Annotated in this window: 12 protein-coding genes and 1 riboswitch; of the genes, 3 read left to right on the forward strand and 9 right to left on the reverse strand. The window is 42.9% G+C overall.

The genetic code is table 11. The features are described 5' to 3' along the window. Nucleotides 1-2: 2 nt before the first annotated feature. Together B3600_RS18430 and B3600_RS18435 are read left to right on the forward strand one after the other, a co-directional pair. Nucleotides 3-1,070, forward strand: coding sequence for a hypothetical protein (locus B3600_RS18430; RefSeq protein ID WP_115049269.1), 1,068 nt, complete (start codon nucleotides 3-5; stop codon nucleotides 1,068-1,070). After that, entirely contained in the window at nucleotides 1,064-4,486 is a 3,423-nt protein-coding gene (locus B3600_RS18435) for a sulfatase-like hydrolase/transferase (RefSeq protein ID WP_286753920.1), read from the forward strand. The genes B3600_RS18430 and B3600_RS18435 overlap by 7 nt, the downstream gene beginning before the upstream one ends. Here B3600_RS18435 and B3600_RS18440 read toward each other — a convergent pair. The 8 genes from B3600_RS18440 to thiS all read right to left on the reverse strand — a co-directional run bounded on the left by B3600_RS18440 (nucleotide 4,483) and on the right by thiS (nucleotide 11,743). Continuing rightward, the gene (locus B3600_RS18440) at nucleotides 4,483-5,724 is read right to left on the reverse strand and encodes a YaiO family outer membrane beta-barrel protein (protein ID WP_286753921.1); all 1,242 of its coding nucleotides are present in this window, start codon (nucleotides 5,722-5,724) and stop codon (nucleotides 4,483-4,485) included. The two genes, B3600_RS18435 and B3600_RS18440, sit on opposite strands and share 4 nt — an antisense overlap. A gap of 146 nt (nucleotides 5,725-5,870) precedes the next feature. Continuing rightward, nucleotides 5,871-6,578, reverse strand: coding sequence for a HesA/MoeB/ThiF family protein (locus tag B3600_RS18445; protein WP_046672955.1), 708 nt, complete (start codon nucleotides 6,576-6,578; stop codon nucleotides 5,871-5,873). Nucleotides 6,579-6,582: 4 nt separating this feature from the next. After that, nucleotides 6,583-7,707, reverse strand: coding sequence for a 2-iminoacetate synthase ThiH (gene thiH / locus B3600_RS18450; RefSeq protein ID WP_286753922.1), 1,125 nt, complete (start codon nucleotides 7,705-7,707; stop codon nucleotides 6,583-6,585). A 9-nt stretch (nucleotides 7,708-7,716) separates the two neighbouring features. Then, entirely contained in the window at nucleotides 7,717-8,487 is a 771-nt protein-coding gene (locus B3600_RS18455) for a thiazole synthase (protein WP_286753923.1), read from the reverse strand. Beyond that, nucleotides 8,484-9,116 carry a thiamine phosphate synthase gene (gene thiE / locus B3600_RS18460; protein ID WP_286753924.1) on the reverse strand — a complete coding sequence of 211 codons (633 nt, stop codon included), beginning with the start codon at nucleotides 9,114-9,116 and terminating at the stop codon, nucleotides 8,484-8,486. The genes B3600_RS18455 and thiE overlap by 4 nt, the downstream gene beginning before the upstream one ends. Further along, nucleotides 9,062-9,679, reverse strand: coding sequence for a thiamine phosphate synthase (locus tag B3600_RS18465; RefSeq protein WP_112376242.1), 618 nt, complete (start codon nucleotides 9,677-9,679; stop codon nucleotides 9,062-9,064). The genes thiE and B3600_RS18465 overlap by 55 nt, the downstream gene beginning before the upstream one ends. Then, complete coding sequence (thiC, locus tag B3600_RS18470) at nucleotides 9,676-11,490, reverse strand: phosphomethylpyrimidine synthase ThiC (protein ID WP_286753926.1); 1,815 nt, start codon at nucleotides 11,488-11,490, stop codon at nucleotides 9,676-9,678. The genes B3600_RS18465 and thiC overlap by 4 nt, the downstream gene beginning before the upstream one ends. Before the next feature lie 46 nt (nucleotides 11,491-11,536). Next, the gene (gene thiS / locus B3600_RS18475; RefSeq protein ID WP_286753927.1) at nucleotides 11,537-11,743 is read right to left on the reverse strand and encodes a sulfur carrier protein ThiS; all 207 of its coding nucleotides are present in this window, start codon (nucleotides 11,741-11,743) and stop codon (nucleotides 11,537-11,539) included. Nucleotides 11,744-11,803: 60 nt separating this feature from the next. Then, nucleotides 11,804-11,899: riboswitch (TPP riboswitch) on the reverse strand. 159 nt (nucleotides 11,900-12,058) lie between these two features. On the opposite strand from thiS, the gene B3600_RS18480 reads away from it, so the two are divergent. Then, nucleotides 12,059-14,701, forward strand: a complete 2,643-nt coding sequence (locus tag B3600_RS18480; RefSeq protein ID WP_286753928.1) for an alpha-L-rhamnosidase — start codon at nucleotides 12,059-12,061, stop codon at nucleotides 14,699-14,701. A 66-nt stretch (nucleotides 14,702-14,767) separates the two neighbouring features. On the opposite strand, the gene B3600_RS18485 is transcribed toward B3600_RS18480, so the two are convergent. Continuing rightward, entirely contained in the window at nucleotides 14,768-16,180 is a 1,413-nt protein-coding gene (locus B3600_RS18485; RefSeq protein ID WP_286753929.1) for a PLP-dependent aminotransferase family protein, read from the reverse strand. Between the last annotated feature and the right edge of the window lie 92 nt (nucleotides 16,181-16,272).

A 16,272-nucleotide genomic window follows, 5' to 3' on the forward strand; every position in this document is an offset into this window, starting at 1 on the left:
TTATGCACCACCATATCGAGCTACATGAGCTTATTCTGGCTATTGTTATCGTATTGATTTTAGTACTATTATTGATTATCACAGTACTGGGATACAGCTTTTATAGCTATAGAATCCTTCATAATAGGCAATCTTGGCGACAGATCATCGAGTACAAAATTATGGAAACTATAGTAGGTGGCGATGAGAATGGCGATCGAGACTTGGAGTTTGCGAAATACCTGAAGGAACCTTCTTTTCGGGCTCTTTTTTTGGATGTATTAGTTGACTCGGATCGAAAATTTTCTGGTGGAGCGAAACAATCGATCAATAGGTTGTTTCATGATTTTAAATTGGAGGATGAGGCTTGGCGAAAGCTTCGGCATAGAAAAGCTTATCTGGTTGCGGGTGGTGTTCAAGAGCTTGCCGCGATGAATGTTGAACCGGCAATCCCTGAGATAACAGCCAAGCTTAATGATCCCCGTACTGCGGTATATCAAGAAGCACAATATGCGATCGTAAGTTTTAAGGGATATGAGGGACTTGGTTTTTTGGACCATTTCGATCGTCCCTTATCTGACTGGCAACAATTGCGTTTATTGTTTTCTATTCATGAAATACCCGAGCTTTCGGAGTTACATGTGGATACCTGGCTTAAGAGTTCAAATGATTCTGTCGTCGTATTTACATTGCGTTTGATCCGAAAATTTAGATTGATGACTTTTTATACCGAAGTTTTTAGCCTATTGGATCATCCATCTACGAAGGTTCGTGTACAAGCCATACGAACGTTGCAGGCTATTGAGAACAGTGGGACAATTCAGCAATTTATGCAAAATTTTGATCTGCAACCAATAGAAGTTCAGATCGAAATCCTTAAAGCAATGAAGATTGCCAAAAGTAGAGAAAGTGAGTATTTTCTAAAGGATCAACTGTGGAATCATAACCAAGTGTCAATTAAAATTTCTGCAGCAGAAGTACTCGTTGTACTGGGCGAAGAACAGTATTTGCGCGAGATTTCACAACGTGAAGATACATACGACGAACTTACACAAATTATTAAACACGCTTTGCAAGAGAAAAAATGTTAGAGTTTTCCCATATCGTATACGAAATTATAGTTTGGTTATTTTTGCTTTATTCGGCAGCAGTATTCATTATCTATACTTGGATAGGGCTATACGCTTATGGAGCGGTGTTTCGTTACAAACACAATAATACATTTACGGATTATAGTATTATTGCCACCAACCCCAACGCGCCAACATTCAGTCTGATTGCGCCAGCATACAACGAAGGGATGACCATCGTTGAAAACGTACGTTCATTATTGTCGCTGTATTATCATAATCTGGAAATTATTATCGTTAATGATGGTAGTAAAGACGACTCAATTTTGAAATTGATAGCTTCTTATGAACTTGAACCAACGTCCTTTTTTGTTCAGGGAACTATTGAGACCAAGGATATAAGGGGGATCTATAAGAGCAAAAATCCAGCTTTTAAGAAGCTGATTGTTGTTGACAAGGAAAACGGAGGTAAGGCTGATGCGCTCAATGTCGGCGTTAATATTTCTTCGGGAGATTATATCGTCTGTATTGATGTGGACTGCATTTTGGAACAGGATGCTATTCTAAAATTAGCAAAGCCATTTTTGGAGCAGACCGACAAACGCGTTATAGCCTGTGGCGGAGTTATACGTTTGGCTAATAACTGTAATGTCGTGAACGGTTCGGTGGTCGACGTTAATCTACCAAAATCATGGTTGGGACGTACGCAGGCTTTGGAGTATATCCGCGCTTTTATTTTAGGCCGTATGGCTTGGTCCAGAGCTTCTGGATTAATTCTTATTTCCGGGGCATTTGGCGCTTTTGACCGGGAGATTGTATTAGCGTGCGGGGGCTATGACCGAAATACGGTGGGAGAAGACATGGAACTCGTTGTTCGTATGCGCCGCTATATGGAGGAGCAAAAGCAAGCCTACGAGGTGGTCAACATTCCTGATCCATTGTGCTGGACGGAAGTACCCGAGTCAAAAGAAGTATTGCGTAAGCAGCGCAATCGTTGGATGCGGGGCACGATGGAAACCTTATGGAAACATCGAAAACTCATGTTCAATCCCAAATACGGCCGTTTTGGTATGCTCAGTATGCCTTATTGGTTTTTCTTTGAATTCTTGGGACCCATTGTCGAATTTACGGGCTATATTGTTTTTCTAATCTTTTTTATTCTAGGAATAATCAATTGGCCATTTTTCGTTGCACTATTTGCACTGGTGATAGCTTCCGGAATTTTGTATTCGATCTATGCCATCTTGGTTGATCTTGTTAGCCATCAGGTTTATTCGAAGAAACGAGATCTCTCCACCCTGATAACTACGGCGATACTAGAACCTTTATACTTTCATCCCATTGTTGTTAAAGCTGGGGTACAGGGGGTTGTTGATTACTTTCGCAAGCAGCATGGCTGGGGAGAAATGACACGGCAAGGCTTTCAACAAAAAGATGCCAATGAGTCGGTTTGGAAATACCTTGGTCAGCGATTAACTCTGTCGTTACAGAGCTTAGGACCTGTTATGTTGGTTGTCTTTGCCTTGTATATGTTATCTGTTGGTGTCGAGTGGTGGTGGTACGGTCGTCGATTTTCTCAGCTTTCGGAGTCACATGCCGGGAAATACCTGTTTTTGGATAACATCTTGTTTATCTTTCAATCCTTGGCCTGTTTGGGAATCGGCTATTTATTGCTTCAGTTCATCAGCAGTTTTTGGGCAAGACTTCTTATGGTCATATCGTTCTCGTTTATTGTCGTTATGCAATTCATCTTGTTTTTGTATTTTGGCGAATCGAGAAATTTGCTTGGGGCTGATATGTTCTATTACAGTTCGGAAGAGATGAAGCAAATTTTGGAGGCCAGTGGTATGTTGAGTTTTACCAATATTGCTTTACTTTTATTATTGATCGTAATTTCTTGGGTTCCCCTTTGGGTAGCCAATAAACAGACATTCAAAAAGGCTTATGCGAGTATTGCACTGTTATCTTTGGGGATCATATCGTTTTTTGTCTCCTCGGCTTCGCTTTTGGGGGGGAGCTCCGAAAAAGATGAATTCGTCGCCAACGCAAGCCGGAGTAAGTGGCGTTATTTTTTCGATTCCAATTTCACTAATTACGTGGATGAGCACCCTGGGATGCTCGCTATGTTCAATAAAGACGACGATGATGCAAAAGTGGTAGATACTAAATTTCCCTTTTTGAAAAAAGAGGATACTAAAGATTTCCTAGGGGCATACATGCAGAAAACGGCGAAAGTACCCAATTTGGTCATTCTTGTTATCGAGGGTTTAGGACATGCCTATAGTGCTGAAAATGGCTATATTGGCAACTTTACACCTTTTATAGGTACATTGAAGCAACAGTCTTTGTATTGGGATAATAATATGAGTTCCTCGGGTCGGACATTTTCCGTTTTGCCGACCATAACAGGTTCGTTGCCTTTTGCAACACATGGATTCCTGGAACAAGACACCTTGCCTGACAACTTTAATCTATTTAATATTCTGAAGAGTAATGGATTCAATACTGGGTTTTTCTATGGCGGTCATTCTAATTTTGATTTCATGAAAAAGTTCATGGATTATAATAAAATAGATATGCTCATGGACCAAGCCGCATTCGGACCTCCTTATAAAAAATTACCCGAAAAGGGTGGGGAGAGCTGGGGATATGAAGATCAAGCTGTCTTTAGCAAACTTCTTGAAGTACAGAAGGTACAGGAACACCCTTATTTCCATGTTCTTTTGACACTATCAACCCATAATCCGTTTTTGATTAATAATGCGGCTCATTATGAGCAACTATTTGATCAACGTATCGCAACATTGAACCTTACACCCGAACAAAAAAAGTGGGCTTTGGAAAACCGTACCCAGCTTGTTTCGGTGCTGAATCTGGATGATGCGATGGAGCAGTTCTTTAATGAATATAAAAAGAGACCAGATTTTGCAAATACTATTTTTGTCATAACTGGGGACCACGCGATGCCTGAGATACCCTTGCAAAGCAAAATCGATCGTTATCATGTTCCACTGTTGATTTATTCACCACTTTTGAAAGGGCCAAAGACTTTTCATCATTTTGTTAGCCATTTTGATGTCGCACCTTCCATATTGGCCTACTATCGCGAGAATTTTGGTATGAAAACTCCTACACAAGTTACCTGGATCGGTCAGGGCCTTGACAAGGGCACTTCAGCACAGGGTGATGGCATTGCCATGATGCAGAGTAAAAATCAATTGATTGATTTTGTAAAAGGCAGTTACCATCTTTCCGACGGACAACTGTATAAATTGGATGGAGTGCTCAATGAAGATGCCGCCTCGGATAATGCAAGAGAGGAATTGTCCAAGCGCTTTGAATTATTTAAGCGCAAGAACAAACTCTTTTATACCCAGAAGCGACTTCTTCCAGACAGTGTGTATACAAATTACTTTAATAGAACAAAGAAGAACTAGAATTTTCGAATATAACCAAGGATGATGTCCAATTGATTTCCTTTCTCTTTTGGCCTGAATTCTTGATTATAATAGGTGCCCGAAATTGAAAATAGGTTACTTTGTTTCACCGAGAAGTTATACTCGGCACCTACTTTGAATGTCTTTAATTTATAGGAAGCGTTGTCCAATAGATTATTTCGGTTTTCTTCGGGGCTCAGACCCGTTCCGGCACTAAATCCGAAGTAATCGTTTGCTCCTTTTGTATAATAGCGGACTGTTCCGGTATAGGATTGGGAAATATTCTTTTCGCCCGGTGTAAGATAAGTCCTCAGATTGAACCAAAAGTTTTGGTAATATTTTCCTAATGAAGCCGTGTACATCCAGATGTTGTCACTAAAATAAAGCTGACGATATCCGATCTCTCCCTCAAAGCTGTTCGGAAGATTGGCATAGAGAGACACGCCAGTTCTATATTTCGCAAAAATCCCCACATTATTGGAGTATCCAGCACCCACGTAGAGGTAAAATATCTTTGAAAGACGAGGATAAGCCTCCATCTCGAATTGTACGCCATTTTCTGCAAATTTATTTGCATAGTTGGTCCTGAAAATAACTGATCCTATGGGGGTTGCCCGCTTATAACTTAAGCCGACAATGTGCCAATTATGATCAAACTGTTTGTCAAAATAGACGAAGTTGTAGGTCAGACCGATTGCGTTTTTAGCCGTATATTCTTCAATACTTTTTGCCAGTGCTCGAGCTTCTGTGTTTTTAGGATTAATGGCCAATAAACTATGAATTGCCTTTTCGGCAGCTTCATAATGATCGTTGCCATAACTAATTTTACCTTTTAACAGAAGTAGATCCTGCGACTGCGGATGTAGGCTAAGCCCTTTGTCTGTAATTGCAATAGCTTTGTCAGTCTGATCATTCCAATATTCCAAGGAAGCGTAGGCCAAAAAGAAATCTTCATCATTTGTGTTCTTTTTGTCCAGTTCTGTGAAGATGGTTCTTGCCGAATCAATTTTATCCGACCAGGTATAAAGCCGCCCGAGAAAGATGCTAATATCGGTGTAATCCGGTGCTTGAAGTAGCGCCTGTTTGGATAATTGAATGGCTTGCGGATAATCTTTTGAATCAAAGGCTACCTTTCGCGCTTTTACAAAGAGATCATCAGCAGTGAGTTTCGTCTCTTGCGCAATTGAAAATAAGGGTAATAAAGAGAGGGAGAGTAATGGATAAATTACTTTTTTCATTCCAGATCGTAAAGTTGACATTTAAGCTTGCTAATATATAAACTAAAATTAGCAAATTTTGTTTGTCTGCTTTTGTTTTAAAATAAATTTTTGAGCTCTTTTAAAGCGTTCTATCTCTTTTTGCGGAACGCCTTCCGAAATAATCCTTAGAAGGAGAGTTTCGAAAAACGCCAATGGAATGTATCAACAACCGTTAACTGGTTGCTGTCTACGGGTAATCCGGTTATTATTTTAAGCACCTGCATGGCCATCATACTGCCGATAATACCGGGTAAAGGACCCAGCACCCCATTTTTATCGCAATTTGGAACCTGTTCCGGATCGGGGGGCGTTGGAAAGATATCCAATAGGTTTTTACTACCCTGATAGTTAAAGACAGCCAGCTGTCCTTCAAAACCATAGATGCTACCGTACACCAAAGGTTTATCGAGTTGTAGGCACGTATGATTAAGCAGGTAGCGTGTTGTAAAGTTATCACAGCAATCGACAATGATATGATAGGGAGCGAGCAATGCTAGCGCGTTGTCTGCATCTATTTTTACCTGAAAGGGCTCAAAATCAATTGTACTATTGTGTTGCCGTATATAGGCTGTGGCACTTTCTGTTTTTGCCTGGTGTATATTATCTTCGGAATGAATGATCTGTCTATTTAGATTGTGGATTTCAACCCTGTCAAAATCAACCAGGCCAAGTTTGCCTATACCAGCTGCGGCTAAATATTGAACGACAGGGCTCCCGAGTCCCCCTGCACCGACGACCAATACCTTGGCATCCATAATCTTCCGTTGTCCGGCAACGCCGATCTCTTCAATAAAAATCTGTCTGCTATAGCGATCAAAAATGTTATTTTTCATGTATTTAACGTACTATACCGGCATAATTGCTCTCCCAGTCTTTCATCACTGGAGAATAGCCCATCTTTCTGATTTGATTTTTTATTGTTTCCATATCTCTTTCATCACTTACTTCAAATTGTTCCAAAGCTTGCGGATCAACAACATAGCCTCCCGGATTGGTCTTTGAAGCGGCACTCATGGTCGTTACGCCAATAGGTATGATATGATCCCTGAAGGTTTCGTTCTCTCGGGTGGAAATGGAGATTTCTAAATTTTCATTCCACAGGCGGTATGCACAGATCAACTGCAGTAGATCGCGGTCTGCCAAATGAAAATTTGGCTCAACAGAACCTGCGGCTGGTCGCAGGCGTGGAAAGGAAATCGAATAGCGTGTTTGCCAATATTGTTTTTGTAAATAGGCGATGTGTGCCGCGGTGAAAAAGCTGTCCACCCGCCAGTCCTCCAGCCCAAGTAATACGCCCAGTCCGATTTTATGGATTCCCGCCCGGCCTATACGGTCAGGCGTATCCAAACGATAGTCAAAATTGGACTTTTTTCCTTTCGGATGATATTGTTTGTAAACTTCGCGATGGTAGGTTTCCTGATAGACCAATATTGCATAGACTCCGGCTGCCTGCAGTAATCGGTACTCGGATTCTTCCAATGGCTGTACTTCAATGGATATCTGTGAAAAATGAGGTTTTAAAAGCCGAATAGCATTTAGGAAATAAGTGATCTCGACAGTTTTGTTGGCTTCTCCGCTGACCAGTAAGATATGATTGATTCCCATGGCTTTAAGTGCCATTGCTTCCAGTAATAGTTCGGTGTTGCTCAGCGTTTTGCGTTTGATTTTATTGTCCATGCTAAAACCGCAATATGTACAGATGTTTTGGCACTCATTGCTCAGGTAAAGCGGGGCATAGAGCTGTATGGTTTTACCGAAACGACGTTGCGTGATTTGTTGGGTTTTTTGTGCCATTTGCTCCAGATATGGTGCTGCAGCCGGTGAGATGAGCGCTCTAAAGTCAGAGAGCGTTAAATGGTCTTTTTCTAACGCATGTTGTACATCCTGATCAGTAGCGTCATAAATCTGTGCATGGACCTTATCCCAGGAGTATTCATCGCGTATCATTTTGAAATCTGTCATAGTGAATTATCAATCAAATAAAAATGAAGTTAGGGGGCTCGAAGCGATTGCGTGGGAGCCTATCTTTCCCAATCCGGCCTCATAAGCTTTCCGTCCAGCGATAACGGCCTCTCTGAAAGCTTCGGCCATACGTATCGGATTATTAGAGACTGCAATTGCCGTATTGACAAGCACCGCATCAGCTCCGATTTCCATGGCTTTAGCGGCATCGGAAGGCGCTCCGATTCCAGCGTCTACGACCACTGGGACATTACTTTCCTCAATAATAATTTCGAGAAAGTCCAAGGTACGCAGCCCTTTATTGCTTCCAATAGGGGCACCTAAAGGCATAACGACAGCTGTGCCTGCATTTTCTAAACGTTTACAAAGTACCGGGTCTGCGTGAATATAGGGCATGACGACGAAACCCAATTTAGCAAGTGATTCGGTTGCGCGTAAGGTTTCAATAGGATCGGGCAGCAGATAACGTGGGTCGGGATGAATTTCCAATTTCACCCAGTTTGTTTCCAGTGCTTCGCGAGCAAGTTGAGCCGCAAGTACTGCTTCTTCAGCTGTTCGTGCTCCCGAAGTATTGGGAAGCAAATGGATTGCCGCCAGATCGAGCGCGCTGATGAGGCTGTCGTCTGAGCCGGTCTGGTCGATTCGTTTGAGGGCGACGGTGACCAATTGGGAAGCCGAAGCCACAATGGCATCGCTCATTTCCGTGAGATTACCGAATTTGCCCGTACCGAGAAATAATCTGGATTCAAATACGCAATCGGCTATATGTAGGTTGCTCATAGTAAAATTTTATTGATGGATGAAACAATGTTTGGAGTCTTGGTTACGATTCCCGAGAGTGCTACACCGTAGACGCCAATTTCTAATAGATGTTGGATATCTTCAAGTTGGCTTATACCGCCAATTGCGAATATTGGAATAGGGGTTAGGCCTTCTCGGCGGACTTGTTGGATGATGTTTTCATATCCTGCAATCCCCAGTAGGGGACTTAGTTTTTGTTTTGTCGTGGTATAGTTGAATGGCCCGAGCCCGATATAGTCACAATGTTCACTTATTCTTTGCTTTACATTGGCAAAGCTATTGGCTGTACCGCCGATTATTTTTCCTGCACCCAATAGGTGCCGGGCAGCTGCTACACTGCAGTCGTCCAGTCCCAAGTGCACCCCATCAGCGTCTACAGCTGCTGCAAGCGAAGGATGGTCATTGATGATACAGCTGGCACCAAATTCGGAACAAGCCTGCCTGATCTCTTCGGCGAGCGCATAAAGATCTTTTTCCTCGGCTTCCTTCCATCGGATCTGTATCCATTTGGCCCCCGCATCCAGCGCTTTCAGCATGTTGTTTTTTTGTTCCCTTATAGTTTTACCTTGTGAGATATATTGGAGTCTTTCCATAGTTTTTGTTTGCATGCAATAAAATTTTGAATAGGATCCCGATGTTTCCATAAAGTGCCATATAAGGCAATTCCATCTGCACCTTGCTGCATCGGAATAAGACAGTTGTCTTGGTTTATCCCTCCAAGACCGATGAGACGAACAGCAAAGTTGGCGCGTGACGGGAGTTGACCTAGTCTTGCATTATGCGTTCCATACCCCACTTTTGAGATGCTCGGAAATAATGGACTGAAAAAAGCATAGGCCCAACGTTCATCAAGGCTATTGAATTGATCAATATCATGCACAGATGTTGAACAGATTGTTGTAGGCCCCAGTTGATTTGCAGATTCATGCAGTCTACTTTTATCGTTCAGGTGGATTCGTGCAATCCCAAGCTCAGCCGATAGATGCGCATGTGAGTGTAGAACCAATCTGTCGCGGTATATAGGAGCTATAGTTTCTATATATCGCGACATTTGTAAGTCTGTAAAATGATACTTACGCAAATGCAGAATATCAAGACCTTCTTTAAACAACGCTGCTATAATCGCCTGTTCAGAACGGATTGTTTCTGCTGCTGTCAATGCAATAATCATGAATAGATCTCTTTTCCTTGTGCGATGAATTCCTGTGATTTTTCCAGCATCCCCTGGGCGGCACTATCCCTGATTTCCTGCGTTATTTTCATCGAGCAAAATTTGGGACCGCACATGGAGCAGAAGTGCGCAACTTTAGCCGCATCTGCCGGCAATGTTTCGTCATGATATTCCCGTGCGGTATCTGGATCAAGGGAAAGGTTGAATTGATCTTCCCATCTGAATTCGAATCTGGCTTTACTCAAGGCGTTATCACGATATTGTGCACCAGGGTGTCCTTTGGCTAAATCGGCCGCATGGGCAGCTAGTTTATAGGTGATTACACCATCTTTGACATCTTTTTTATTTGGTAGACCCAGGTGTTCTTTGGGGGTAACATAGCAAAGCATTGCACAGCCATACCAACCGATCATAGCCGCTCCAATGGCGGATGTGATATGGTCATAGCCTGGAGCAATATCTGTTGTTAAGGGACCTAAGGTATAAAATGGCGCTTCGTCACAACAGGCCAATTGCTTGTCCATATTCTCTTTGATCAATTGCATAGGAACATGTCCTGGCCCTTCGATCATCACCTGAACATCATGTTTCAAGGCGATTTTGGTGAGTTCGCCCAGGGTTTCGAGCTCCGCAAATTGAGCTGCATCGTTTGCATCTGCAATAGCTCCGGGGCGAAGACCGTCGCCAAGTGAAAAAGCCACATCATATTGTTTCATAATTTCGCATATTTCCTCAAAATGGGTATAGAGAAAATTTTCTTTGTGATGAAAAAGACACCATTTGGCCATGATAGAGCCGCCTCTGGAGACAATTCCAGTAACTCGGGATGCCGTGAGATGGATATAACGAAGCAATACGCCGGCGTGTATGGTAAAGTACGAAACACCCTGTTCGGCCTGTTCAATCAAGGTATCTTTGAATATTTCCCAGGTAAGATCCTCGGCCACCCCCTTTACTTTTTCGAGCGCCTGATAGATCGGTACTGTACCGATTGGGACTGGCGAGTTACGGATAATCCATTCGCGGGTTTCGTGAATATTTTTGCCAGTGGATAGATCCATGATGGTATCAGCCCCCCAACGACAGGCCCATACCGCTTTCTCAACTTCTTCCTCTATGCTTGAACTTACGGCGCTATTGCCAATATTGGCATTGATTTTAACAAGAAAGTTGCGTCCGATAATCATGGGTTCACTTTCAGGGTGATTAATATTATTGGGTATGATCGCTCTTCCGGCGGCGATTTCTTCACGGACAAATTCTGGTGTAATAGCTTTATCATGTGTTCTCGCACCAAAGTTTTGCCCCCGATGCTGATGATCCATTCCAGGGGTACTAGCTTCCAACTGCTCAATACGTTGGTTTTCCCGGATAGCAACATACTCCATTTCCGGGGTAATGATGCCTTGCTTTGCATAATGTAATTGGGTGACATTCTTGCCGGCGGAGGCTACTTTCGGTTTGTGGCTATAGGCAAATCGGAGTTCGTCCAACGTTGGATCAGAAAGTCGTTTTTGTCCATATTCAGAGCTGATGCCAGCCAACTGTATGACATCCTGACGATCCAAGATCCACTGCTCGCGAAGGCGAGGGAGTCCTTTGCGGATATCGATATGGATGGTGTCATCTGTATAAGGCCCAGAAGTATCATAGATTGTTACCGGCGGATTAATTTCGATCTGTCCATTCGTTAATTTGGTTGGGCTCAAGGAGATTTGACGCATAGCGACTTGAATAGGAAATAGTTTTCCGGCTACAAAAATTTTCTTTGCATTTGGAAAGGGGGATTGCGTAATTGTTTCAGCTGTCATTTTTTCTGTATTGTGGTGAATTACTCGGTTGATTTTTTTTGAAAGGCTAGCCGCCTTGAGATGCAGTGATTAAGATAATCTGATCATAAGGTTTAAGTGTTGTCGTAGCCCAGTCCTTTTTGGGGATGACTTGGTTGTTGATGGCTACAGCCACACCCTGGGTTTTGCCAGATAATTCCAAAAGTAACAAGCCTTCTAGTGACGTAAGTGCGGGATCGAAAAATCGAATTTGATGGTTTATTGTAAGTTCCATTCCTTAATTTTTTTTGGTAAAACTTTAGGAATGGCTACACAAAGGCGCAGCAATGCACCTTGTAGACAGCTCACTTTTCCCTACGCCAGTATGATCCGGATCAGGTTCTAAGGGTAAAATCTCAGCCTGCATGAGCAGACACCCCTAAAGTTGCGACTAATATAAGGTTATTTTTATGAAAGTTGCAAGAATTTATTTTGCTGCCTGAGGTATATCGTGCAGGAAAGTACAGGTCACCATGTGGAAAATATTTGATATATTAGATTTTTAAATCAGCTAAAACAATTTAACAACCACCAAGAATAGTATCTTTTCATGCGTAGGATTTTATTGACAATACTGTTGTGTATAACGAACAGCACTTATGCCCAACCTAAAAGCAACTGCATCGCGGTACAGTTGACATGCGAACATCTGGTCAATCCATTGGGTATCGATGCAACCCAGCCGAGACTTAGCTGGCGACTTGAGGACCAACGTAATGGTGCGGTACAACAGGCTTATCAGATCCTTTTAGGGCAAGATTCGCTGGCACTACTGAAGGAGACGAAAAATAGCTGGGATAGTGGCAAACAGCTCAGCTCGTCCATGTTAGTGCCCTATAACGGCGCACAGTTAAAGCCACAGACCACGTATTTCTGGAAGGTTAAAGTATGGGATAAGGATGGTATATCAACAAGCTCTAAAATAGCATCGTTCGAAACTGGAATGATGGGAATGGACCTTTGGAAAGGAAAATGGATTAGCGACAATAAGGATATTCATGCGCGAGAAACGCCTTATTTTAGAACAGAATTTAAGATAAATAAGCCGATAAAGTCTGCACGCGCGTATATTGCCACAGCAGGGCTATATGAACTTTCCATGAATGGTCAACGCGTAGGAGACCATCGCCTGGATCCAATGTATACTCGATTCGACCGGCGTACATTATATGTCGTGACGGACGTAACCCAGCAGCTCCAACAAGGAGAGAACGCTATTGGCGTTGTTTTGGGGAATGGCTGGTATAATCACCAACCACTGGCGGTTTGGAACTTTGATAAAGCACCGTGGCGGGCCCGACCAACATTCTGTTTTGAGCTGAAAATCGTTTATACAGATGGTACAGTAGAAACTATTGTTTCAGATAAGCAGTGGAAAACAGCTTCGGGACCAATTACTTATAATAATATTTACACTGGTGAGCATTATGATGCAAGACTGGAAATACCCAACTGGGACAAACCTAAATATGATGATTCAACTTGGCAGGCTGTTCAGTATAGAAATGCGCCATCTGCACATATCGTTTCCCAACAGATGGTACCGATTCGGCTCGTGAAGTCCTATAAGCCCAAATCAGTGACAAAGATAGACCAACGTACTTATGTTTTCGATATGGGTCAGAATATGGCTGGGATTACAAAAGTTAAAGTCAAAGGAGCTGCAGGGACTATGCTACGTATCAAGCATGGTGAACGATTGTCGGCAGATGGGCGTCTTGACCTGTCCAATATTGATGTTTATTACCGGGGCGATAAGGAAAAGGAGCCCTTTCAAACGGACATTCTTACCTTAAGCGGTCGTAATGATGAGTTTATGGCAAAGTTCGGTTACAAAGGATTTCGTTACGTCGAAATTAGTAGTAGTGCGGCAATTGCATTGGATAGTTCGGCTGTGACCGCTTATTTTATGCATAGTGATGTGCCCGCTATTGGACAGCTCAAGACGTCATCAGCGTTGGTCAACAAACTATGGGAAGCGACCAACAATGCCTACTTGTCCAATTTGATGGGCTATCCGACAGACTGTCCGCAGCGCGAAAAGAACGGTTGGACAGGGGATGGGCACCTTGCGATTGAAACAGCTTTGTACAATTTTGACGGGATAACAATTTATGAAAAATGGATGGCGGATCATCGTGATGAGCAACAGGAGAACGGTGTCTTACCCGATATTATTCCAACTGGGGGATGGGGTTATGGTACAGCGAATGGTTTGGATTGGACAAGTACCATTGCCATCATTCCCTGGCAGATCTATCAGTTTTATGGAGACCCACTTGCATTAGAAGAATGCTATCTTAATATCAAACGCTATGTCGATTATGTCGACGGAATCAGCCCATCTGGGTTGACGACTTTTGGGCGTGGAGACTGGGTGCCAGTGAAGTCACAGTCGAATCTGGAGTTGACCTCCTCGGTTTATTTTTATGTGGATGCGACCATCTTGGCTGCTACGGCTAAATTGTTTGGATACACAGCAGATCAACAAAAATATGAACTGCTGAGCAGAAAAATTAAGACGGCCATCAACGCTAAATTTTTAGATGCTTCCAAGGGTATTTATAGCAATGGAACACAGACTGAACTGAGTGTTCCACTCTATTGGGGTGTGGTACCTGACGAAATGAAAGCCCGGGTTGCAGCCAGCCTGAATAAGAAAGTGGAAGAGACCAACTTTCACTTAGATGTAGGGGTATTGGGTGCAAAAGCATTATTGAATGCGTTAAAAGATAACGGTTATGCAACGACAGCCTATAAGGTTGCGGTACAAGATACTTATCCGTCTTGGGGATGGTGGATTGTAAATGGCGCAACAACATTGTTGGAGAACTGGGATTTAAAAGCAACCCGTGATATTTCAGACAACCACATGATGTTTGGCGAAATCGGTGGTTGGTTTTTTAAATCTATCGGCGGGATTCTGCCAGATCCTAAACAACCTGGATTTAAACATGTGCTCTTAAAACCCATCTTTCCCCAGGAACTGAAAGAATCTTCTATTTCTTATGATTCACCCTACGGTAAAATTGTTTCCGAATGGAAGTTAAAGGATAAAAAGATTGTTTATGATATCCAAATACCCGCAAATGCCACGGCGACATTTTATCCGCCGGATAATGTTAGCATTAGCAGTAGCGATGTCGTCCAATTGGACGCTGGTAAACATAGGCTGGAGCTGGAACTCAAGTAATCATAGGCTCCGATCTGTTGTTTCATTGCCCCGACCGTTGGTATTATGCTCTTATCATGTTATGTATTAGAGTGCTTTTGCAAGTTTACCAAGCTGTTTTAATTTTAAAGCGAGTTCATTGCTCCAGGGTAAACCAATACAGAGACGCATGCAATGGTGAAATTGATCCTGTAAGGTGAAAATCCGCCCCGGTGAAATGCTGATCTGTAGTTTAAGCGCATAGTTATATAGCTTGCCTGTATCGATGTGTTTTGGAAACTCGACCCAAAGGGCAAGTCCACCCTGTGGACGGCTAATTTTAGTGCCTTCCGGAAAATGGTCCGAAATGATGGCAGCGTAGTGCTGGTAGTTTTCCGTTAATGATCTACGAAGTTTACGCAGGTGGTTTTCATACTTTCCAGTTAATAGAAAATTTCCAACCGCCTCATTGATGATCGCCGTAGATGACAGGGAATGGATCAGTTTTAGTTTGATAATCTGCTCTTTGTATTTTCCAGGAGCAACCCATCCGACACGGAAGCCTGGAGCCAACGTCTTAGAAACGGATCCACACCAGAGGACATTGCCATCCCGGTCAAAAGATTTGCAACATTTGGGGCGTTGGGTGCCAAAATGGAGGTCGCTGTAGGTGTCATCTTCGATTAGCGGAATTTGGTGTTTTGACAGCAATGCCACAATTTCCCGCTTATGCTCATCCGGCATGCAATAACCCAAAGGGGTGTTAAAATTGGGGACCAGTAAACAGACTTTAATTTGGGGCAATAGATTTTTGAGGGCTTCAATGTCTATTCCTATGATGGGGTCCGTAGCTATTTCCAGCACCTTAAGCCCTAGACTGACGGCAAGTTGGAGGATACCCGGATAGCAGGGGCTTTCCAGAGCCAGTGTATCTCCAGGTTTGGTTAAGGCCATCAGACACAAAACTAAAGCATTCATACAGCCGTTGGTGGTAACGACATCATCTTCATTGAGATTTCCACCCCAGGCCAATGAACGTACGGCCACCATACGACGTAATTTTATATTGCCTTGCAAGGGTTCATATGCTGTGCCACCATCGCTGAGCTCCCGTGTAGCGAGGACGATTTCTTTTTTTAATTTTGCGGTAGGTAGGAGACTTCCGGAAGGAACACCGATTGAAAATAAGGTTAAGTCCCGACGTCCCATGGTTGAATACACCTTATTCATCAATTGATCCGGTTCTCTGTTGTTGGCGATTGGAATAGGTTGACTGGCTGCCGCCAACGGAAGTTGCAAATAGTTTGGAGGACTAACGAAGTAGCCGGATTGGGGCTTGGACTGTATAAGAGAACGTTCTTCCAATGCTAGAAATGCCCTTTTTGCGGTATTTATACTGATACCGTGTTCAGCGCTTAGGTTCCTCACCGAAGGTAGTTTTTCGCCAGCTTTTAAGACGCCTGATTTAATCTTATTGGCAATATTGTCTGCTATTTCATGATACAAATAGTCTTTTTTCATCAAATAAGGATTAGTGTTCGTCTTCAAAGGTAACTGTGTCCATTGAATTATCAAAAACTGTGACTGTGCTTAATTCTTGTAATGGACGAACT

The sequence above is a fragment of the Sphingobacterium sp. UBA2480 genome (genome assembly GCF_002341965.1).
In the GTDB taxonomy this organism is placed as follows: Bacteria; Bacteroidota; Bacteroidia; order Sphingobacteriales; family Sphingobacteriaceae; genus Sphingobacterium; species Sphingobacterium multivorum.

Coding starts and splice junctions, on each gene's coding strand:
- B3600_RS18455 (WP_286753923.1), bottom strand. CDS start 8,487: ATGAGCAACCTACATATAGCCGATTGCGTATTTGAATCCAGATTATTT.
- B3600_RS18445 (WP_046672955.1), bottom strand. CDS start 6,578: ATGAAAAATAACATTTTTGATCGCTATAGCAGACAGATTTTTATTGAA.
- thiE (WP_286753924.1), bottom strand. CDS start 9,116: ATGCAAACAAAAACTATGGAAAGACTCCAATATATCTCACAAGGTAAA.
- thiC (WP_286753926.1), bottom strand. CDS start 11,490: ATGACAGCTGAAACAATTACGCAATCCCCCTTTCCAAATGCAAAGAAA.
- thiH (WP_286753922.1), bottom strand. CDS start 7,707: ATGACAGATTTCAAAATGATACGCGATGAATACTCCTGGGATAAGGTC.
- B3600_RS18485 (WP_286753929.1), bottom strand. CDS start 16,180: ATGAAAAAAGACTATTTGTATCATGAAATAGCAGACAATATTGCCAAT.
- thiS (WP_286753927.1), bottom strand. CDS start 11,743: ATGGAACTTACAATAAACCATCAAATTCGATTTTTCGATCCCGCACTT.
- B3600_RS18435 (WP_286753920.1), top strand. CDS start 1,064: ATGTTAGAGTTTTCCCATATCGTATACGAAATTATAGTTTGGTTATTT.
- B3600_RS18440 (WP_286753921.1), bottom strand. CDS start 5,724: ATGAAAAAAGTAATTTATCCATTACTCTCCCTCTCTTTATTACCCTTA.
- B3600_RS18430 (WP_115049269.1), top strand. CDS start 3: ATGCACCACCATATCGAGCTACATGAGCTTATTCTGGCTATTGTTATC.
- B3600_RS18465 (WP_112376242.1), bottom strand. CDS start 9,679: ATGATTATTGCATTGACAGCAGCAGAAACAATCCGTTCTGAACAGGCG.
- B3600_RS18480 (WP_286753928.1), top strand. CDS start 12,059: ATGCGTAGGATTTTATTGACAATACTGTTGTGTATAACGAACAGCACT.